This window comes from Hymenobacter sp. CRA2, from assembly GCF_002007105.1.
Classification (GTDB): Bacteria; Bacteroidota; Bacteroidia; order Cytophagales; family Hymenobacteraceae; genus Solirubrum.
This window is the reverse complement of sequence record NZ_MVBC01000001.1, coordinates 643754-663449: the sequence shown is the minus strand read 5'-3', so window position 1 is coordinate 663449 and position 19696 is coordinate 643754. Positions and strand designations below refer to the sequence as shown.

Here is a 19696-nt window from a genome sequence, read left to right as displayed (position 1 = left end):
GCAAAAAGGCCGCCCCGGAATTCCGGAGCGGCCTTTTCTTATGGCAGGTAGCCGAAGCGCTTATTCCACCGTTACCGACTTGGCCAGGTTACGCGGCTGGTCTACGTTGCAGCCCCGCAGCACGGCAATGTGGTAGGAGAGCAGCTGCAGCGGAATCACCGATACCAGCGGCATCAGCTCGTCCGAGGTGTGGGGTACCTCCACCACGAACTCGGCCATCTGCGGAATCACCTTGTCGCCTTCGCTCACCACGGCGATGATGCGGCCTTTGCGAGCCTTCACCTCCTGAATGTTCGACACGATTTTCTCGTACGAGCTGTCGCGGGTAGCAATAACGACCACCGGCATGTTCTCGTCGATCAGCGCGATAGGACCGTGCTTCATCTCGGCCGCGGGGTAACCTTCGGCGTGGATGTAGCTGATCTCCTTGAGCTTCAGCGCGCCTTCCAGGGCTACCGGGAAGTTGTAGCCGCGGCCCAGGTACAGGAAGTTGGTGGCGTCCTTGAAGATTTCCGAAATCTGGCGGATTTCGGTGTCCAGCTCCAGCGCCTTCTCCACTTTCTGCGGAATGGTGTGCAGCTCCATCGTCAGCTCGCGCAGGCGCTGGTCGGCCAGCGTGCCGCGGCGGTAGCCCACAATCATGGCCAGCAGCGTCAGCACCGTCACCTGAGCTGTGAAGGCCTTGGTCGAGGCTACGCCGATTTCCGGGCCGGCGTGGGTATACGCCCCTGCGTCGGTGGCGCGAGCGATGCTCGAGCCCACCACGTTGCAGATACCGAAGATGGTGGCGCCTTTGCTCTTAGCCAGCTCGATGGCGGCCAGCGTATCGGCCGTCTCGCCCGACTGCGAAATGGCAATAACGATGTCGCGCTCCGAGAGCACCGGGTTGCGGTAACGGAACTCCGAGGCGTATTCCACTTCCACCGGGATGCGGGCCAGGTCCTCAATGAGGTACTCCGCTACCAGTCCGGCGTGCCAGGAGGTACCGCAAGCCACGATGATGATGCGGTGCGCGTTCAGGAACTTCTGCTCGAAAGCCCGCACACCGCCCATGTTCAGGTGGCCGGCTTCCAGCTCCAGGCGGCCGCGCATCGAATCCAGGATCGACTTCGGCTGCTCGAAGATTTCCTTCAGCATGAAGTGCTCGTAGCCACCCTTTTCGATGCTGTCGAGCTCCAGCTCCAGCTTCTGAATGTAGGGCGTCTGCTGCACGTCTTCCTTGGTGCGGATGTCGAGTTTCCCGTCGCGGATAACGGCAATTTCGTAGTCGTTGACATACACGACTTCGTTGGTGTACTCGATGATGGGCGTTGCGTCCGAAGCCAGGAAGAACTCCTCCTGACCCACGCCGATAACCAGCGGCGAGCCTTTGCGGGCGGCGATGAGCTGGTTCGGGTTGTCTTTGCTCAGCACCACGATGGCGTAAGCGCCCACCACTTCGTGCAGGGCCAGGCGCACGGCTTCTTCCAGCGAGCAGTTGTTTTGCTTCTGAATCTCCTCGATCAGGTTCACGAATACTTCCGTGTCCGTGTCGGAGTGAAACTCGTGGCCTTGGTGCTGCAGGTGCTGCTTCAGGGCGGCGTAGTTCTCGATGATGCCGTTGTGAATGATGGCAATGCGCTCCGAAGTAGAGTAGTGCGGGTGCGCGTTGACGTCGTTCGGCTCACCGTGGGTAGCCCAACGGGTGTGGCCCATGCCCACGTGGGCGTGCACGTTCTTATCGGCAATGAACGATTCGAGTTCGGCAACCTTGCCTTTCTTTTTGAAAACGTTCAGCTCCCCGTTGAGCAGCGCGATACCTGCCGAATCGTAGCCGCGGTATTCCAGGCGGTGCAGACCTTTCAGGATGATGGGGCAGGCCTCACGGTGCCCGATGTAAGCAACAATTCCGCACATAGCGTGTCAGGAAGAAAGTAAAATGTCAGGGAATGGAAAGCGCCGCCCTATGGCAAAGGGCGTGCCGTATTCGCAAAGGTAAAGCTTAGCGCGCCGCCGGCTTGGAGTAGTACACCCGCAGGCGGATGTTGGAGGCATCGAGGGCCGCCCGGTTCAGCGACAGCGTGCCACCACGGCGCAGCGTGGGCGAAAGCAGGAACGCTGCCGGCAGCGGCCCGGCCAATTGGTTTTTGGCGTAGGCCTGCACGTAAGACGTCATCAGCCCGGTGTAGTACTTGCTGGTGGCGCTGGTATCGCGCAGCACAAAGGGCTCCTCTTTGCCCGCCGTCGTAACGCTGTATCCGTCCTGCTGCACCGCCCGTTCCGTAGGCGTAACGCCGTTGAGGTAGGTCAGCACGCTGTTGTCGGAGCCAAGTTCGTACAGGTACAGCTGGGCCGGCGCGCTGAACTGCCCTGTGCTATACGGCCGAGCCGGAATAATCAACTCAGCGCGGTTAATGATCAGGTTTTCGGTTTGCTGACGGATGCGCAGTGTCTCCAGGCCCGGAATAACCAGCTTGGTGGCCAGACCGGTCCCTTCCTGAGCGTAGGTCGTACCCCCGGAGTTGATGAAAGGCACCTCCGCCGTGCTATTGCCCTGCAGTACGCCAAACGGCGAGCCAGCGCCCGTCAGGTCGTAGTTGATGTTGGTGAAGTAACGCGGAGAAGCGTTTCCCAACGTGCCGGGGTCGTTGAAGTACAAATTGTACGTTCTGCGCGTCATGGTATCCGTCGCAGTAGGGGTCACCCGGTAGTAGAAGACAATTTTGGAAGCCGGCGACCGGTTAAACCCAATGGCGGTGCCGCTGGAAGCCGGCAGCAGTGCGATTCCAGGCCACTTGCTTTCCAGCTGCTGATCCGTAATGCGCTCCGACGTTGTCGTCTTCAGGAAATTGTTGAAGAAATCGTCTACGAACGGCGACGATTCCGTCCCCGTTTTTTTCAGCGGCAGGCGCAGCGGCAGCAGAATGCTGTCCTGATTGCCAGCCTTGTTGCGGATGACTCGGTTGATCAGCGCCGGAATGGCTGTGCGAACAGGCTGACCCAGCGGAACCGTGCTGGCAGAGTTGTACGAGGCACGTTCGTCCAGTGGCTGCGCCAGGTTGTACACGCTGATGCTTATGTTGTCTCGGGCACTGCCGTACACCTGATCGAAGCCCGCAAACAGCACCACCGAGTCCAGACGTGGGTTCTGAGCTGCGTACTTGGAAGGCAGCAGGTCGCCAAGCGAGGTAGGCGAAGCCAGTTGGGTAAGCTGCAAAAAGGCTTTGGCTTCCAGTTGGCCGCGCGTGTTGCCATCCTGCAGGCGCCCCACGATGTAGTGGTCCTTAAGCGCGGTTGGTAGCCCGGTTTGCAGCACCGTAGAGGCCTGAATGGGCGTCGCCGCAAAGTCCTCGTAAGTCGTGCTGATGGGCGTAGTGCCGGGCAGGTTTACGCCGAGGTCCGTGACGTCTTCTTCACACGAACCGAGCGAAAACAAAGCGGACGTCAACAGCAGGGCCGTAGACGTCCGAAGGGAAAACAGCCTAGTTGGCCAGTTCATTATACAGGGCGTAGTAAGAGCTGAGCAGGTTCTCATCATCAGCCACTTGGCCGAGACGGTGACGGGTCGCGTATTCCTGGAACATAGCGTTCAGGTCGTCGCTGAAATCTTCGTCGGAGCGCACCACCGAGTCGGCGTACTCCATGCCAATCTTCACGAAGCCGGCAAAGTCAGCCGAGCTTAGAGCGGTCAGCATCGAGTCGTCGATGTCGAGCATCTTGGCCTTCTCGATGATGTTGCCTTCGAATTTGTGGTCAAATTCGTTGTTGTAGACCGTGAAAATCGACTTGGCGTCCTTGAAAATCGGGTCCTTCTTGTAGGTCGTTTTCAGGTACAGGGGCATCAGGCCCGTCATCCAGTCGTTGCAGTGCACGATGTCCGGCGACCAGCCGAGCTTCTTCACTGTTTCGAGCACGCCCTTGCAGAAGAAGATGGCGCGCTCGTCGTTGTCGGCGTGGAACTGGTCGTTCTTGTCGCGCAGCACCGACTTGCGGTGGAAGTAGTCTTCGTTGTCGATGAAGTATACTTGCAGCTTGGCGTTCGGAATCGAAGCAACTTTGATGATGAGCGGCTTCTCATCCTCGCCCACGGCGATGTTGATGCCCGAGAGGCGCACTACTTCGTGCAAGCGGTTTTTCCGTTCGTTGATGATGCCGAAGCGGGGCACGAAAATGCGGATTTCCATCCCCATTTCCTGCATTCCTTGAGGCAGGCGCCGCAGGAACTCTGCTACCCGGGTCGTTTGCAGAAACGGGTTGATTTCCGTGGCAGCGTAGAGGATTCTCAGCTTCGACATACGGGGGTAATGGAGAGGTTAGAAAAAGGAAACACCATTGGGCTGCACAAAATTAAACAATTTTGCCCGATAAATCCATTATACTCCCCCCGGACCTTCCGGGGGCGTCTCGCTGACATGGAGATACTTGAATCCGCCGCCGGGTTGCAAACCCTCACCGAAACCTGGCGCCGCGAAGGCCGCCGCATCGGGCTGGTGCCCACCATGGGGGCCTTACACGAGGGGCATTTGCAGCTGGTACGGCGTGCCGTAGCCGAAAACGACGTGGTGGTGGTAAGCATCTTCGTCAATCCCACGCAGTTCAATAACACCGAAGACTTCAAATTATATCCCCGCACCCTCGAATCGGATGCGCAGCTGCTGCGCGACACGGGCGCGGCGGTAATTTTTGCCCCGACGGTGGAGCAGATGTACCCCCAGCCGACCGCGTTGCGCTTCGATTTCGGGGCGCTGGAGCGGGTGATGGAAGGCGCCAAGCGCCCTGGGCACTTCAACGGCGTGGGCATCGTGGTAAGCAAGCTGTTTCATTTGGCGCGCCCGCACCGGGCCTACTTCGGGCAGAAAGACTGGCAGCAGGTGGCCGTGGTGCGCCAGCTGCTGGCCGACCTGAGCTTCGATCTAGAACTTGTTACCTGCCCTACCATCCGGGAAGAAGACGGCTTGGCCATGTCCTCGCGCAACCGCCGCCTCTCGCCCGAAGCCCGCGCCCTGGCGCCGCGTCTGCACGAAGCGCTGCAGCTGACGGCCGCCGCGCTGCAAGACGGCGCCAGCCCCGGCGACGCCCAGCAGCAGGCAGCGGAGTGGCTGCGGCAGTTTCCCGAAATCGAGCTGGAGTACCTGGAAGTGGCCGACGCCCGCACCCTGGAACCGGCCTGGGCCGGCCCCTCGCCCGAGCGGCAGCTGGTGCTTTGCCTAGCGGCTTGGCTGGGGGGCGTGCGCCTGATTGACAACGTGCTGGCTCCGTGAGGGTAAGAGGGCAGGAGTTTAGAAAGAAATTGCGGCTGGCTTATAGCTTTTGGGGACTTTTTGACTTCCCAGCGGCTGCTATGCGGGTGCATTTCCACAGCATTCTGCCATCCCAAACTCAAACCCTCTTACCCTCACACCCTAGTGTTGTATCTTTGCGCCCCAAAATCACCGGCTCGTTTTTTCCATGCACATCGAGGTTCTCAAATCGAAAATTCACCGCGCCAAAGTCACCCAGGCGGAGCTGCACTACGTGGGCAGCATCACCATCGACGAGGACCTGCTCGACGCCGCCGGCATGGTGGAGAACGAGAAGGTGACGGTGGTAAATGTGAACAACGGGGAGCGGCTTGAAACCTACACCATCAAGGGGGAGCGGGGCTCGGGCATGATCTGCCTGAACGGCCCGGCCGCCCGCCGCGTGGCCGTGGGCGACATCGTCATCATCTTCTCCTACGCGCTCATCGACTTTGCCGTGGCGCGCGAGCATAAGCCCACGGTGGTATTCCCCGACCAGCACAACCGCTTAGTCTAATTCCGATACCCGACAGCAAAGCCAGCGGCCCAGGGCGCTGGCTTTCTTGTTGTTATTTCCTCGAACCACCCGCCGCACCCGATGGGCAAGAAGCTGCTGAATATCCTGAAATACGCCCTGCTGCTGGCGTTTTCCGGGGCGTTGATGGTGTACGCCGTCAAGGACCAGGACCTGAGCCGCATCGGGCACTACCTGCGCGAGGCCAACTACGGCTGGATGGGCCTGACCATGCTGCTCTCGGTGCTGGGCTACTTCAGCCGCACTTACCGCTGGAAGATGCAGCTCGATGCGGCCGGCCAGCGCACCACGTTCTGGCAGGTATACCACGCCATGATGGTGGGCTACCTGGCCAACCTGGTGCTGCCGCGCATGGGCGAGGTCATTCGTTGCTCGGTGCTGCGGCGCTCCAGCGGCGTGCCGGTGCAGGTGGCCGTGGGCACGGTCATCACCGAGCGCGTTATCGACGTGCTGGTGCTGCTGGCGCTGCTGGGCTCCACCTTGCTGCTCGACTTTCACAAGTTCTGGGCCTTCGCGGTGGATAAGCTGCTGGGCGGCACCGCCCGCGTCGACGCTCTGGCCCGCAACCGTACCCCGTTGCTCTGGGCGGCCGTCATTGCCGTGGTGTTGCTGCTCATCGTGGGCTACACGCTGTTTCGCAATCTGGAGCGGCTGCGGCAGAACAAACTCTTCAACCGCCTGATGGTCTTCCTGAAAGGGCTGCTGGCGGGCATCTTCAGCATCCGGCAGCTGGAGAACAAGTGGTCCTTTCTCTTTCACTCGTTCTTTACCTGGCTGGTGTATTTCCTGATGGATTATCTGGCCTTCTTCGCTTTCCACGAAACCTATACCCTCGGCATGCGGGCGGGCCTGGCCGTGCTCACGTTTGGCGCTTTCGGAATGGCCGCCCCGGTATCGGGTGGCATCGGCACCTTTCACCTGCTGGTACAGAGTATCCTGCTGGTATTTGGCGTCTCGCCCGAAGCCGGCATTGCCTACGCGCTGGTGGTGCACGGCTCCCAAACCATTCTGGTAGTAATCATGGGCGGCATCAGCTTCTTGATTAGTATGCTGCAGACCGGCCGCCGCGCCAAAGCAGGCCTGCTTACCACCGACCCTGACGAACTGTCCGTAGCATATGCCGACGAAAGATAAAATCCTGACGCGCGAGCAGTTGCCCGCTGTGCTCGACGGCTGGCGCCAGCAGAGCCGCCGCGTGGTCTTCACCAACGGCTGCTTCGATTTGCTGCACCTGGGCCACGTAGACTACCTGGAAAAGGCCCGCGAGCTAGGCGACGCCTTGGTGGTTGGTCTGAACACCGACAGCTCGGTGAGCCGCCTCAAACCCGGCCGTCCGCTGCAAGACGAAGTGTCACGCGCCCGGGTGCTGGCCTCGCTTTTGTTTGTGGATGCCGTGGTGTTGTTCGACGAGCCTACCCCGCTAGAACTCATCCAGCTTGTGCGCCCCGAGGTGCTGGTCAAAGGCGACGACTACGCCATCAGCGGAATCGTTGGCCACGAGTTTGTGTTGAATAACGGCGGGCAGGTGCTCACCGTACCCCTGGTACAGGGCTACAGCACCACGCGCATTGTGGAGCGCGTGCGCCAAACCATGACCGAGTAGGGCAGAGCCGCCGAGCAGCAACCGGCAAGCTTCGCCCACTGCCCCGGCTGGCGCGAAGTTTCCACGGTTTTTCCACTGCTCTTGCTTTTCTCTCTGCTCCATGAACCCGTTCTATTTGCTGATGATTGCGCTGATGCTCGTCAGCTTCTTCATCCAGTGGCGTCTGCGCAGTAAGTTTTCCCAGTACTCGCACATTGCGCTGCAATCCAACCTCTCGGGTCGTCAAGTGGCCGAGATGATGCTTTCCGACAACGGTATCCACGACGTGCGCGTGATTTCCACCGACGGCATGCTGTCCGACCACTACAACCCCGCTGATAAAACGGTGAACCTCAGCGCTGAGGTTTACCAAGGTCGCTCGGCCATGTCAGCGGCGGTGGCTGCCCACGAGTGCGGCCACGCCGTGCAGCACGCCACGGCCTACGGCATGCTAAAGTTCCGCTCGGCTATGGTGCCGGCGCTGAGTGCGGTATCCCGCTTTATGCCCCTGCTGCTGATAGCAGGTATCTTCCTCATCAACGTTTCCATCATTCCGCTGGGCCTGGGCGTTGCTCTGTTCGCCCTGACGACGCTGTTCAGCTTTATCACGCTGCCAGTGGAGTTCGACGCCTCCAAGCGGGCTCTGGCCTGGATCGAGCGTCGCGGCATCGTTACGTCGCAGGAATACGCCATTGCCAAGGACGGCCTGCGCTGGGCGGCCATGACCTACGTGGTGGCGGCTATCAGCTCGCTGGCCACGCTGCTTTACTACGCCAGCTTCCTGCTGGGCGGCCGCCGCAGCAGTTAACCAACGGCTTGTTATTGCCAAAAACGCCCGGCCTAGCCGGGCGTTTTACATTTCAGCAGGCCCTAACTGCGGAGAAAGAAAACTTTAGCTGCCAGAATTTGTTAGGCATGCAGCGTACAGCTAGAGTCTGCCCGCAAGGAATTCTCAGCTTCAGGTTGATAACCTTCGGGCAACTACCTACTTTCGCGGTACGTTTACCACCAGGCTAACGAACGTTCACCAGCCTTACAACTCCCCATTCCCACATGAATTTCCAGTTCACCGAAGAACAACTCGCCGTTCAGGCTGCTGCTCGTGACTTTGCCCAGAACGAGTTGTGGGCCGGCGTAATCGAGCGCGACGAGCACCAGAAGTTTCCCGCCGAGCAGGTCAAGAAGATGGGCGAGCTGGGCTTTCTGGGCATGATGGTGAGCCCCGAGTACGGCGGCGGCGGCATGGACACCGTGTCGTACGTGTTGGCTATGGAGGAAATCAGCAAGGTGGACGCCTCCTGCTCGGTTATCATGTCGGTGAACAACTCGCTGGTGTGCTGGGGCCTGGAGAAATACGGTACCGAGGAGCAGAAGCAGAAATACCTGACTAAGCTGACCACGGGCGAAATGATTGGCGCCTTCGCCTTGTCGGAGCCTGAGGCTGGCTCGGATGCTACCTCGCAGAGCACCACGGCCGAGGATATGGGCGACTATTACCTGCTCAACGGCACCAAGAACTGGATTACCAACGGCTCGTCGGCTTCGGTGTACCTGGTTATTGCCCAGACGGACCCCGCCAAGAAGCACCGCGGCATCAACGCCCTGATCGTAGAGCGCGACACGCCCGGCTTCGTGGTAGGTCCGAAAGAGAACAAGCTCGGCATCCGCGGCTCCGACACGCACTCGCTCATGTTCACGGACGTGAAAGTGCCCAAGGAAAACCGTATCGGCGAGGACGGCTTCGGCTTCAAGTTCGCCATGCAGGTGCTGGCCGGCGGCCGTATCGGTATTGCGGCGCAGGCTCTGGGCATTGCTTCGGGCGCCTATGAACTAGCCGTGAAGTACTCCAAGGAGCGTAAGGCCTTCGGGGTGCCGATTTCGCAGCACCAAGCCATCCAGTTTAAGCTGGCCGATATGGCCACGAATATCGACGCGGCTCGTCTGCTGTGCCTACAGGCCGCCCACGACAAGGACGCGCACCTCGATTACGCCAAGTCGGGTGCTATGGCTAAGCTCTTCGCCTCGAAGGTGGCCATGGAAACTACGGTGGAAGCCGTACAGGTGCACGGGGGCTACGGCTTCGTAAAAGAATTCCACGTGGAGCGCATGATGCGCGACGCCAAAATCACCCAGATTTACGAGGGAACTTCTGAGATTCAGAAAATTGTAATCTCGCGGGAAATTCTGAAGTAAGTTCGGAATTGCCTTAAAGTCAGAAAGCTTGCACAAAACCCAGTCGATTTTTCGGCTGGGTTTTCGTTTTTGTGAATTTTTATATCTTAATTTGCATTGTCAAGAAGGCGGACGTGGGATAGTCCGCTGATACTGAGCCACCCACCTGCGTACCCGAATATGGAAGATTACAATAAAGTGATAGAATCCCTTGGGGTTCGTTACATCAAAGCCAAAAATCTAGTGTTGCAGCAGCCTTTTACGGTGCGCAACTACTACGACGTTGGAAACAACATTATTCTGCTACACAAGGGCCGTGTTTCGTTTGGCGAAGACGACCAGGTGGTGGAAGAAGGCGACATGTTGTTCATCCCCGGCGGCCGCGCGACCCGCGTGACCTACGGCGAGACGGGTGGCAAGACCATCACCAACGACGACCTGATCAGCAACAAGGACAAGTTCTTCCACTCCAACGCCGACCTCGATTTGATTTCGGACGCGGAGGAAAGCCACTCGTTCGTGTCGTTTGAGGCCAAGGTGTTCGACTCGGTGAACTTCTTCGCTTCGCTGGACGTGCCGGCCTTCCTGATCAGCGGCAACTCCAAGCTGGCCAACCTGGTCATCAAGGTGGTGGAGGAGAGCCTGCAGGAGCTGCCGGGCCGCGAGCGTCTGATTTCGATTTACACGGAGAATATCGTGGTCGAGATTATTCGCTACATCCTGAAGAACAAGATGTTTGTGGAGCAACTGGCCACGAACAGCACTTACTTCAAGGACCCGCGCCTCATCGACCTGTTCAACTACATCAAGGAGAACCTTGGCGGCGACCTGTCGAACAAGGTGCTGTCGGGTGTGGCGAACGTGTCGGAAGACTACGTGGGCCAGTACTTCAAGATGCTGACGGGCATCAACCCGCAGGACTACATCGAGTACCAGCGCATGGAGCGCGCCGTGTTCCTGCTGCGTACCACCAAGAAGAGCATCCGCGACATCGGCAAAGAAGTGGGCTACAAGGACACCGCGTACTTCTGCCGTCGCTTCAAAATGATGTTCGGCATTCCGGCCGGTAAGATGCGTCGCCGCGAGTCGGCCATGAACATCTAATCACGGATTTAGACGGATTTTTTAGATTACACGGATTTCGTGGACGATCTAAACGCAACAGCCCCGGCCAATCAGGTCGGGGCTGTTGCGTTTGAGCGTTTTGATGGCGCGGGGCCAAGCTTCCGGAAAGCTGCGGTGCGCTTAGTTCAGAGCGGCGCTGCGGACGGTATTGAAGGCGCGTACCACACGCGAAACCTCGGATAAGAACTCTGGGTCCTTCTCGATCTTGTTGCCGACCACGATAACGTCGGCACCGGCAGCCAGGGCAGTGTGGGCTTTTTCGGCGGTGTTGATGCCACCGCCGACGATGATGGGCGTCTCTACGGCCTGGCGTACGGCTTTGATCATGGCCGCTGATACGGGCTGCTGGGCGCCGCTGCCGCCGTCGAGGTAGATGAGGCGTAGGCCGAGCTGCTCCCCGGCCAGGGCCGTGCAGGCCGCAATGGTGGGCTTGTCGTGGGGCAGGGGCGTGGTGCCGCTCATGTAGCTGGCGGTAGTCTGCCGGCCTGAGTCGACGAGCATGTAGCCGGTGGGCAAAACTTCGAGCTGGCTGGCGCGCAGCAGCGGGGCGGCTACCACGTGCTGGCCGATCAGGAAATCAGGGTTGCGGCCTGAAATGAGGCTCAGCAGCAGGATAGCATCAGCCTGCGGGTCGATGTGCAGGCTGTTGCTGGGGAAGAGCACCACCGGTACCTGCGAGTGGGCCTTGAGCAAACGCAGAAGGGCAGCTTGGTGCTGCGACGTCACCAGGCTGCCCCCTACGAAAAAGAAATCCACGGCGTGTGCCTCGCTCAGCGCCAGAATGCGGCGCGCGCCGGCCTCGTCGAGGTCGTCGGGGTCGAGCAGCACGGCCAGCGCCTTTAGGGCGTGGCGGCGGCGGTGGCACAGGTCATCGAGCAGGGGCGTCGGGCGCATGCGCGTCGTCGTGGTGGATGACAAAGTCGATATCCTTGGTTTCCGGCTCAGTGGCCGAAGCTGCAAGGTCCGAATTTTTGTGCACATCCATCACCTCATTGAGCTTGCGCGTGACGAGGGCAATCAATACTCCCGAAACCTGCCCGATAATCATCTTGCCAGTATCGGAAGCGGCGAAGGCCTGCACGGTGTCCCAGAGCAGGGAGCTTTGCGGCTCGGGCTGCGGGGCCGCGCGGTAGCCGCGCGACTGATAGCCGGTGGGAGCAGCGGCGGGCACCAGGCTACGCGCCGGTGCTGACTCATCGGCCGCGTCAAAGGCTGGGAACGGATCGGAGTCGGCAGCAGCGGTGGCGTGGTACACGGGCGGTGCCAAGTGGGCGCGCGGGTGCACATCGGTGCGCCCGGAGCCGAACTCGTAATCCTCGGAATGGGCCACCAGGTGCGCTTTGCGCTTGCCTTTCTTACCCTTCACCTTGCGACGCGGGCGGTAGCCCTCCTCATCGTCCTCGTCGCCGCGGCCGATAACCTTGCTGACCAGCCAGAACCCGCCGAGCAAAGCCGCGCCAATGGCTACGTACTTGCCCACGCGGGAAGTTTGCTCCTTGATATGGTCCACGTCGCCCAGCAGGGCGCGCTCGTATTCCAGTTTCTGGCGTTCCAGAAACTCTCGTTCGTCGTCGAACAGCGGGTTGTGTAGTTCGCTCATCGCGCTAAAAGGTGTGGGGACTATTGGCGCTTGTCCGATTTGTAGATGGTGTCGGTCAGGATCTTATCAGCCAGACCTTGGTAAAGCTTCTTGCCAACGCCCACCACAAAGATGATAAGCAGCAGCAAATAGAAGCCGGCCACGATGCCAAAACCCCAATAAGGGCTATCGAGAGCATCGTTGAGGGCCAGCCCGGCGAAGATGCTCAGGAAAACTACGAATAGCAGGCCGAGAATGGCCAGGGTAGCGCCTTGGGCCACGCCGACGAAGATGGTCTTGACTTTTTCCTGCACCTCCAAGCGCACCAGGTCGATGCGCGTGTCGATGTAGCCCATCAGATTCTTCATCAACGAGTCGTTGCGGGGCGTTGGATCTTCGGTAGCCATGCAGCGGCGGGGATTGAGTTTGGAAAAGAAGACAAAAGCGGTAGCAGACGCCTGACCGAACCTGATACGGTGAACTGATGTTCAGCAGGACGTGGGTTTCTACGGAAAAGGACAGCCGGCGTCTGAACTTCGTCGTATTTTTACCGTCACCCCCGTCCGCCATCGTGAGCCAAACTCTTTACCAGGTGCTGGGCGTTGCGCCCACGGCCCCGCTGGCCGACATCAAGCAGGCCTACAAACAGCTGGCGCTGCGCTACCACCCCGACCGCCACGGCGGCAGCCGCCTCTACGAAGACCAGTTCAAGGCCGTGGCCGCCGCCTACGAGGTGCTGTCGGATGCGGGCCGGCGGGCGCACTACGACCACCAGCTGCACCTGGCCCGGCTGCGGGGCGAAGAAGCCAAGCGGGCCCAGACCTACCGTCCCCAAAACCAGCACGTGTACGGCGTGCCCATGCCTCCGCCCGAGCCGCTGCGCACGCGCCGGCCGGCCTCGTCGGCTGAGCGGCACTACGTGCGCCACCAAGCCAACGTGCGCTTTACCCGCCGCGACTGGATTCTGGCCATCAGCATCCTGGTGGGGCTGGTGCTGTTGGGCTTTGGCATCAAGCTGGTGATGGACCAGGTGGCGGCCAGCAGCAACTACCGCGACGGACTGAAAGCCTACACACAGCGGCAGTGGGGCTCGGCGCACGGCTTTTTCAGCGAGACGCTGCACTTCAAGCCCGAGCACGTGGGCGCCTGGCGCCGCCGGGCCGAAATCGAGCAGCTGGTGTACCACAACTATGCCCAGGCCTCAATCGACTACACGGCCGCGCTACACCTGACCCGCAAGCGCCGCGACGCAGCGCAACTGCTCTACCGCATCGGGCAGTGCCAGGCCGGGCTGAAGCAGCACCGGCCGGCGCTCAACAGCTTCTCCCGGGCGCTGCTACTCGATTCGACCCTGAGCGCGGCCTGGCTGGCCCGGGGCGAAATTCGCTTGTTTGAGCAGCGGCTGTATCTATCGGCGGCCAGTGACCTGAGTGCGGGGCTGCGCCAACGAACGGCGCACTACGCGCCGTCGGCTAAGTGGCTGACGTACCGCGGGCTGGCTTACTTCAAGGCCGGGCAGTATCCGTCGGCACAGGCCGATTACCAGCAGGTATTGCTGCTGAACCCACGCAGCGGGCAGATCTATTTCCTGCTGGGGCGCCTGGCTCAGCAGCAAGGACGCAAGACAGACGCCTGCGAGTTTTTTCGACGCGGTGCGCGGCTAGGCTACCTGCCGGCCGAAGATGCCCGGCGGCGCAGCACCTGCGGCAGCTGAAGGCACTTGCTGGGTCAGCTGCTAAGGGCGGATAGGTAAAGCATCAGGAGGCCGCCTCTTCGTGGTGGAGAGGGGGCGCAGATAGCCCGAATACGTCGCGCAGGGCGCGGCGGGCGGCATGGTAGCCGCACATGCCGTGCACGCCGCCGCCGGGGGGAGTGGCCGAGGAACACAGGTACAGGCCGGGCTTGGAGGTGCGGTAAGGCGAGGCCCGCAGGGCTGGGCGCGTGAACAGCTGCGAGAGGTCGAGCAGGCCGCCGTTGATGTCGCCGCCGACGTAGTTGGGGTTGTAGGCTTCCAGCTGGGCCGTATCGAAGGTGTGGCGGCCGATGACTCGCTCCCGAAAGCTAGGCGCGAACCGCTCTATCTGCTGCTCGATGGCTGCGGTCATATCCGTTTTCGAGCCGTTGGGCACGTGGCAATACGCCCAGGCCGTGTGCTGGCCCGCCGGGGCCCGCGTGGCGTCGAACAGGCTTTGCTGGGCCAGCAGCACGAAGGGTCGCTCGGGGTGCTGGCCGCGGGCTGCGTCCCGTTCGCTCGCCGCAATTTCCTCCAGCGTGCCGCCCAGGTGTACCGTGCCGGCTTGGTGGCAGGCGTCGGCGGTCCAGGGAATGGGGCCGTCCAGCGCCCAATCGACCTTGAACACGCCCATGCCGTAGCGGTAGCGGCGCAGCTGCCACTGGTACACCGTGGAGAGGCTGTGGCCGGCAATCTGCAGCAGCTGCGCCGGCGTCACGTCGAAGAGCACGGCCCGGGCGGCGGGCAGCTGCTGCAAGGAGCGGACGTACGTGCCGGTTTCGATGCGGCCGCCCAGCGCCACAAAGTGCGCTGCCAGCGCGTCGGCAATGCTTTGGGAGCCGCCTTGGGGCAGCGGCCAGCCCCGGCGGTGCGCCGCCACCAGCAGCACCAACCCAATGGCCGAGGTGGCTACATTTTCCAGCGGCTGAATGGCGTGCGCCGCCATGCCGGCAAACAGCGCCTTGGCCGCTGCGGTCCGGAAGCGTTTGGTCAGCAGCGTGGCCGGCTGCAGGGCCGAGAGGCCAAACTGCGCCATGTCCAGCGGGTGCTTCGGCACCTGCAGCGGGCCTAGTACATCGGTTACGATGCCGGGCCAGCTGGCCACCAGCGGCGCCAACAGCTGGCGGTAGCTCTGCTCGTCGGCTCCGAGGCTGCGGGCGGTGTCGGCCAGTGAGTTAACGACTGCGGCGGCCGTGCCGTCATCGAAGGGGTGGGCGGCGGCTATGGGCGGCGTGAGGTACTGCAGGCCGTAGCGCTCCAGCGGGAGCGTCTGGAAAAAGGGCGAGCCGGCAGCCAGCGGGTGAATGGCTGAGCATACGTCGTGGCGGAAACCGGGTAGGGTTAGCTCGGCCGTGCGCAGGCCGCCCCCCAGTTGGTCTTTTCCCTCCAGCAGCAGTACCGACAAGCCGCTCTGCTGCAGCGCAATAGCGGCGGCCAGGCCGTTGGGACCGGAGCCCACCACCACGGCGTCGTAATCAGGATTGCTCATCGAAAGGGTTGTGTACCGGTGCTGTAACGGCAACAACCGCGGCTAAGATGACGATTAGGCGCCAAGCAGGCCAAAATCGTCATTGCCCTGCCGGAGAAGAAGAGCAATCAAAGCAGGAGCCTGCTAGCCGCTAGTCAGGTTCGGCGGCGGCAACGGCCGCGGCCGGGCCCTGCGGCAATACCACCTGGAACGTGGAACCCTCGCCCTGGCGGCTGACGACGGTGATGCGGCCGCCGGCGTTTTCCACGATTTTCTTGACCAAAAACAGACCAATGCCGGAGCCCTCCACGTGGTCGTGCAGGCGCTGAAACATGCCGAATACCTTTTCTCGCTGCTCATTGGTGAGCCCCAGGCCGTTGTCCTGCACTTCGAGCACGGCGGCGCCGGTGGCATCGGTGTGGCAGCGCACCTGCACCCGCGGCGGGCGCTCGGGCGAGCGGTACTTCAGCGCGTTGCTGACGAGGTTGTACACAATGCTGCGTAGGTTTTTCTCGGCGAAGGTGATGGTGGGGCAGCTGTCTGGGGCCAGCGTAATCTGGCCGCCGCTGACGGCCAGCAGCGGCGATACATCCAGGCAGACGCCGTCCAGCAGCTCGGTCAGCACCACGGGCGTAGCCTGCTCGGGCTGCGCGTTTTGCAGACGCGACACATCCGTGAGGTACTTGATGGTGCGGCGGAAGCGCCCGATGGAATCCTGCATCAGGTGCAGCAAGGGCTCCAGGTGCGCGTCGGTGGAGGTCAGCGCCAGGTCCTGGCGCAACGCCTGCAGCAGCCCCTCAATGTTGATAATGGGCGCCTTCAGGTCGTGCGAGGCCGTGTAGACAAAGCTGTCCAGGTCGTTGTTGGCCCGCGTCAGCCGCTCGTTGGTCTGCGCCAGCTCGTCGGCCAGCGTCTGGGTCTGGCGCTGGGTGGCTTCGACGGCCTGCCGGGCCCGCACCTGCTCGGTGACTTCGTAGGCAAACACCATTATCCCGTCCACGTCACCCGCCGCGTCGTGGCGCGGATGGTAGGTGAACGTCCAGAAGGTGTCTTCCAGCGGACTGTCGGTGAAGCGGGCCAGCCGCACCGGCAACTCCAGCGCCTGGTAGGGCATGCCGGTGGTGTACACCTGGGCCATGATGCTGGGAATGGAGGAGTCGCGCAGCTCGGGCAGGGCTTCCAGCAAAGGCTTGCCAAGCAGTGCCCGCCCGGGAAACGCGCGCTGGTACACGGGGTTGACGAGTCGGTACACCCAGTCGGGGCCATCGAGCACGCAGATAGCGGCCGGCGCTTGCATAAACAGCTGATCGAGCTGGGCCCGCTGCTGCTCGGCGGTGAGCTTGGCCAGCTCCACGGCGCGGGTGCGCTCGGTCACGCGGGCTTCCAGCACGTCGTTGGCGGCTTGTAGTTGCTCGTTGGCCACGGCCAACTGCTGATTGAGCTCCTGCACCTGCTGCCGCGCCAGTACCTGCGCCGTTACCTCGTAGGCGAAGACAAAAATGCCATCCACGGCCCCCACGGCGTTGCGACGGGCCTGGTAGATGAAGTTGTAGTACCGTTTTTCCAGCTCCGCAGGGCCCTCGTTGGCGTGGTCCAGCTGCACCAGCATCTCGTGGGCGTAATACGTCTCGCCGGTGGTGTAGACGCGGTCGAGCAGCCCGAAGATGGGCTGGCCGGCCAACTCGGGCATGGCTTCGGCGATGGTCAGGCCCAGCAGCGGCCGCTGCCCCACCAGTGCCTGGTAGGAGGAATTGACGAACTGGAAGATGTGCTGCGGGCCATTGAACACGCAAATCATGGCCGGGGCCTGCTCCAGGATGCGGTACAGGTGTTCCCGCTGGCGCAGGGCCTCGTCGTAGGCGGCTTGTTCCCGAACTTCGGCTTCCCGCTCGAAGGTGGCGCGCAGCAGCTGCTCGTCGGGCAGGGCAGCGAAGCTGACCAGCAGGTAATCCTGCTGGCGCCGGGCCGCTACGCGCAGCGCCACGGCCTGGCCGGCTACCTGATACTGCTCCACCTGTTCGGCCGCGGCGCCGCTGGTGAAAGCGTCGCGCAGGAAGGCAAACCCGCCGCTGCGCATGGCCTGGGGAAATTGCTGACCAAACGTGCCCGCAGGCTGCGCCGGCAAGCCCAGCAGGTGCTGTGCGGCGGGATTGAGATAGAGAAAGGTAAAGTCTATTACCTGCCCCACGGCATCGGTAACGGGCGCATAGCACCCAATGCCCGCCAGCGAAAAATCAAGTAGCGCGGGCAGGAGGTCGTTTGGAACAGCGGCAGGCGTCGGAGTAGCGGCGGGCATAGGGTAATATGCAAGACCGGTTATACAACCGAAGTCTAGCCAAAAGTTCCGCCTACACTAGGTCGACTTAGAACGGGTATGCTGCGGCGGGCATTGCGGTCAGGGGCGTCAAAGTTGGCTGGTTAGGCCGGAGAAACCAGCGCCGGATCAGCAATCGGCAAGGTAAAGGCAAAGCGGCTGCCGCTGCCCAGCTCGCTCTCGACCCACAGCCGGCCGCCCTGCCCGGCAATGAACTCGCGGGCGATGCTCAGGCCCAGGCCCGAGCCGCCGCGGTACTCGGTTTTGTTGGGCACCTGAGCGAAGCGCTGAAAGATCCGCTCGTGGTATTCCGGGGCTATGCCCGGGCCGCGGTCCTGCACGCTCAGCTCCAGCGCATTGGCAACTGTGCCCGCCCGCACCGTGAGGGTTTCGCCCACGGGCGAGTAGCGGATGGCGTTGGCCAGCAGGTTGATAAGTACCCAGGTGGTTTTTTCCACGTCGGCAGCAGCCGGAGGCAGGTCGGCGGGGAGTTGCACGTCGAGGTGAAGCTGCTTGTCGAGCAGCTGGGCCTGCACCGTATCGGTGGCGTAGCGCACCACGTCGCGCAGGTCGGTGGGGCGCACATCGAGCTGAATGCCGGCCCCGGCTTCCAGGCGCGATACATCGAGCAGCTCGCCCACCATGCGCTGCAGGCGCTGCGTCTGCTGGCGCATGCTCTGCATTACGCTCTGGCGCTTGTCGGCGGAAGTGCGCTCATCCTGCAGCAGCTTCAGGCTGAGGTTGAGGCTGGCCAGCGGCGTCTTGAGCTCGTGCGAAACGGTGGCCAGAAAGCCCGACTTCACCTGATCCAGCCGCTTGAACTCCGACACGTTGCGCAGAGCCAGGATGTGGCCCACGAACTGCATTTCGTCCACCGCTTCGTTGAAGGAAACGATGTCGTGCACGGCGAGGCGGTAATAGGCCTCTTCGCCGCCCTGGGCAATGGTAAACAGCGGCACCTCGGCCACGGCCTGTTGCCGGCGCGGCGCCTCGAGGGGGGCCAGCATGGCGCGCAGCAGGTCGTTTTGGGCCGCCAGCTCGTCGGCGGGCTGGCCGAGCAGCTGCGCCACGGGCTGCCCCAGCAGCTCGGCGGCGGTGGGGTTGGCCAGCAGGATGCGCCGGTGCTGGTCGATAAGCAGTAGGCCCTCGTCGAGGCTATTGACGAGGCTGGCCATGCGGTTGCGCTCGGTAATCAGCTCGGCGGTGGTGGAGGAGCGGAAGTCCTGCAACTGCACCAGCAGCTGGTTGAAGGCCCGCGCCACGGTGCCGAATTCGTCGTGACTTTCTACCGGGATGCTGGAGCGAAATTGGCTTTGACTGGCGTGCCCAATGGCGGCCGTGAGCTTGCGCAGGGGCATCACCGCCGCTTCGGGCACGCTCAGCACCAGGCCCAGGCCCAGCAGCACGGCCAGCGCCCCGGCGGCCAGTAGGTAATTGCGGGCGCGCTCGGCGCCGCGGTTGGAAGCGGAGTTCTTAGCTGTCAGCGCCCGCACGTTGAGGTCAATCATGCGGTGCGTAAGGTTGCGCAACTCGTTGGTTAGTTCGGGGTTTGCTTCAGGAGGCCCGCCCTCGGCGTCGGACGGAGCGTCGCCGCGTACGCGGGCCCGTTGGTAGTGCTTAAACTGCCCGAACACCTCTCCGAGCCTTTCCACCACGTGCTGCTCGCCGGGCTCGGTGACGTTGGCCGTTTCATCGACCAGGGCCCGCCCGAACTGCTGCGTGGCCGCGGTGTCGGTCCACGGGTTGCGCTCCATCACGTCGAGGGCACGCAGCATCCGCTGGCCGTACTCCACCGACTGAAAGTTGGCCCGCAGCGCGGCGCGCGACGAGCGGTCGAACTGCCCCACGGTGTAGTACGCGTAGCCGCCGATGGCCACCAGCAACAGCAGCATGGCCACAAAGCCCAGCGTGATTTTCGTTTTTAAGGTCAT

The 19696-nt window shown here is 62.0% G+C and carries 17 protein-coding genes; 8 read left to right on the top strand and 9 right to left on the bottom strand.

Going from position 1 to position 19696, the window contains the following annotated elements; all coding sequences use genetic code 11:
* Positions 1 to 60: 60 nt before the first annotated feature.
* From glmS to B0919_RS02660, 3 genes are all read right to left on the bottom strand, one after another.
* Positions 61 to 1896 (bottom strand): glutamine--fructose-6-phosphate transaminase (isomerizing), encoded by a 1836-nt coding sequence (glmS, locus tag B0919_RS02670; RefSeq protein WP_078010641.1) that lies wholly within the window; start codon positions 1894 to 1896, stop codon positions 61 to 63.
* A gap of 85 nt (positions 1897 to 1981) precedes the next feature.
* Positions 1982 to 3427 carry a DUF4270 family protein gene (locus B0919_RS02665; protein ID WP_176132818.1) on the bottom strand — a complete coding sequence of 482 codons (1446 nt, stop codon included), beginning with the start codon at positions 3425 to 3427 and terminating at the stop codon, positions 1982 to 1984.
* A gap of 34 nt (positions 3428 to 3461) precedes the next feature.
* Positions 3462 to 4274: a glycogen/starch synthase gene (locus tag B0919_RS02660; protein WP_078010639.1), complete on the bottom strand. Its 813-nt coding sequence runs from the start codon at positions 4272 to 4274 to the stop codon at positions 3462 to 3464.
* Between the two features lie 117 nt (positions 4275 to 4391).
* On the opposite strand from B0919_RS02660, the gene panC reads away from it, so the two are divergent.
* The 7 genes from panC to B0919_RS02625 all read left to right on the top strand — a co-directional run bounded on the left by panC (position 4392) and on the right by B0919_RS02625 (position 10651).
* Positions 4392 to 5240, top strand: coding sequence for a pantoate--beta-alanine ligase (gene panC / locus B0919_RS02655; protein ID WP_078010638.1), 849 nt, complete (start codon positions 4392 to 4394; stop codon positions 5238 to 5240).
* Between the two features lie 187 nt (positions 5241 to 5427).
* Positions 5428 to 5775, top strand: coding sequence for an aspartate 1-decarboxylase (gene panD, locus B0919_RS02650; protein WP_078010637.1), 348 nt, complete (start codon positions 5428 to 5430; stop codon positions 5773 to 5775).
* A gap of 81 nt (positions 5776 to 5856) precedes the next feature.
* Entirely contained in the window at positions 5857 to 6927 is a 1071-nt protein-coding gene (locus B0919_RS02645; protein ID WP_078010636.1) for a lysylphosphatidylglycerol synthase transmembrane domain-containing protein, read from the top strand.
* Positions 6911 to 7396, top strand: a complete 486-nt coding sequence (rfaE2, locus tag B0919_RS02640) for a D-glycero-beta-D-manno-heptose 1-phosphate adenylyltransferase (protein WP_078010635.1) — start codon at positions 6911 to 6913, stop codon at positions 7394 to 7396. Before B0919_RS02645 ends, rfaE2 begins: the two co-directional genes overlap by 17 nt.
* Positions 7397 to 7496: 100 nt before the next feature.
* Positions 7497 to 8183 carry a zinc metallopeptidase gene (locus tag B0919_RS02635; RefSeq protein ID WP_254846453.1) on the top strand — a complete coding sequence of 229 codons (687 nt, stop codon included), beginning with the start codon at positions 7497 to 7499 and terminating at the stop codon, positions 8181 to 8183.
* Positions 8184 to 8428: 245 nt separating this feature from the next.
* Positions 8429 to 9568 (top strand): acyl-CoA dehydrogenase, encoded by a 1140-nt coding sequence (locus B0919_RS02630; protein ID WP_078010634.1) that lies wholly within the window; start codon positions 8429 to 8431, stop codon positions 9566 to 9568.
* 159 nt (positions 9569 to 9727) lie between these two features.
* Positions 9728 to 10651 (top strand): helix-turn-helix domain-containing protein, encoded by a 924-nt coding sequence (locus B0919_RS02625; protein WP_078010633.1) that lies wholly within the window; start codon positions 9728 to 9730, stop codon positions 10649 to 10651.
* Between the two features lie 141 nt (positions 10652 to 10792).
* Here B0919_RS02625 and B0919_RS02620 read toward each other — a convergent pair whose 3' ends face one another.
* From B0919_RS02620 to B0919_RS02610, 3 genes are read right to left on the bottom strand one after another with little or no spacing between them, the layout of a single operon-like run.
* Complete coding sequence (locus tag B0919_RS02620) at positions 10793 to 11566, bottom strand: geranylgeranylglyceryl/heptaprenylglyceryl phosphate synthase (RefSeq protein ID WP_078010632.1); 774 nt, start codon at positions 11564 to 11566, stop codon at positions 10793 to 10795.
* On the bottom strand, positions 11541 to 12272 hold the full coding sequence (locus B0919_RS02615) for a hypothetical protein (protein WP_078010631.1): 732 nt from the start codon (positions 12270 to 12272) through the stop codon (positions 11541 to 11543). Before B0919_RS02615 ends, B0919_RS02620 begins: the two co-directional genes overlap by 26 nt.
* 20 nt (positions 12273 to 12292) lie before the next feature.
* Positions 12293 to 12658 carry a phage holin family protein gene (locus B0919_RS02610; RefSeq protein ID WP_078010630.1) on the bottom strand — a complete coding sequence of 122 codons (366 nt, stop codon included), beginning with the start codon at positions 12656 to 12658 and terminating at the stop codon, positions 12293 to 12295.
* A gap of 164 nt (positions 12659 to 12822) precedes the next feature.
* Here B0919_RS02610 and B0919_RS02605 point away from each other — a divergent pair, with 164 nt between their 5' ends.
* Positions 12823 to 13965, top strand: coding sequence for a DnaJ domain-containing protein (locus B0919_RS02605; RefSeq protein WP_176132817.1), 1143 nt, complete (start codon positions 12823 to 12825; stop codon positions 13963 to 13965).
* Between the two features lie 43 nt (positions 13966 to 14008).
* Here B0919_RS02605 and B0919_RS02600 read toward each other — a convergent pair whose 3' ends face one another.
* The 3 genes from B0919_RS02600 to B0919_RS02590 all read right to left on the bottom strand — a co-directional run bounded on the left by B0919_RS02600 (position 14009) and on the right by B0919_RS02590 (position 19696).
* The gene (locus tag B0919_RS02600) at positions 14009 to 15472 is read right to left on the bottom strand and encodes a phytoene desaturase family protein (protein ID WP_078010628.1); all 1464 of its coding nucleotides are present in this window, start codon (positions 15470 to 15472) and stop codon (positions 14009 to 14011) included.
* Positions 15473 to 15602: 130 nt separating this feature from the next.
* Positions 15603 to 17747 (bottom strand): PAS domain-containing protein, encoded by a 2145-nt coding sequence (locus B0919_RS02595; protein WP_078010627.1) that lies wholly within the window; start codon positions 17745 to 17747, stop codon positions 15603 to 15605.
* A gap of 122 nt (positions 17748 to 17869) precedes the next feature.
* A complete protein-coding gene (locus B0919_RS02590) occupies positions 17870 to 19696 on the bottom strand; it encodes an ATP-binding protein (RefSeq protein WP_078010626.1) in 1827 nt (608 codons plus the stop codon).

Bases quoted from the DNA above. Each gene is read 5' to 3' on its own strand.
- panC (WP_078010638.1), top strand. From the start codon at position 4,392: ATGGAGATACTTGAATCCGCCGCCGGGTTGCAAACCCTCACCGAAACC.
- B0919_RS02590 (WP_078010626.1), bottom strand. From the start codon at position 19,696: ATGACCTTAAAAACGAAAATCACGCTGGGCTTTGTGGCCATGCTGCTG.
- panD (WP_078010637.1), top strand. From the start codon at position 5,428: ATGCACATCGAGGTTCTCAAATCGAAAATTCACCGCGCCAAAGTCACC.
- B0919_RS02620 (WP_078010632.1), bottom strand. From the start codon at position 11,566: ATGCGCCCGACGCCCCTGCTCGATGACCTGTGCCACCGCCGCCGCCAC.
- B0919_RS02645 (WP_078010636.1), top strand. From the start codon at position 5,857: ATGGGCAAGAAGCTGCTGAATATCCTGAAATACGCCCTGCTGCTGGCG.
- B0919_RS02630 (WP_078010634.1), top strand. From the start codon at position 8,429: ATGAATTTCCAGTTCACCGAAGAACAACTCGCCGTTCAGGCTGCTGCT.
- B0919_RS02615 (WP_078010631.1), bottom strand. From the start codon at position 12,272: ATGAGCGAACTACACAACCCGCTGTTCGACGACGAACGAGAGTTTCTG.
- B0919_RS02625 (WP_078010633.1), top strand. From the start codon at position 9,728: ATGGAAGATTACAATAAAGTGATAGAATCCCTTGGGGTTCGTTACATC.
- B0919_RS02600 (WP_078010628.1), bottom strand. From the start codon at position 15,472: ATGAGCAATCCTGATTACGACGCCGTGGTGGTGGGCTCCGGTCCCAAC.
- glmS (WP_078010641.1), bottom strand. From the start codon at position 1,896: ATGTGCGGAATTGTTGCTTACATCGGGCACCGTGAGGCCTGCCCCATC.
- B0919_RS02660 (WP_078010639.1), bottom strand. From the start codon at position 4,274: ATGTCGAAGCTGAGAATCCTCTACGCTGCCACGGAAATCAACCCGTTT.
- B0919_RS02635 (WP_254846453.1), top strand. From the start codon at position 7,497: ATGAACCCGTTCTATTTGCTGATGATTGCGCTGATGCTCGTCAGCTTC.
- B0919_RS02595 (WP_078010627.1), bottom strand. From the start codon at position 17,747: ATGCCCGCCGCTACTCCGACGCCTGCCGCTGTTCCAAACGACCTCCTG.
- B0919_RS02610 (WP_078010630.1), bottom strand. From the start codon at position 12,658: ATGGCTACCGAAGATCCAACGCCCCGCAACGACTCGTTGATGAAGAAT.
- rfaE2 (WP_078010635.1), top strand. From the start codon at position 6,911: ATGCCGACGAAAGATAAAATCCTGACGCGCGAGCAGTTGCCCGCTGTG.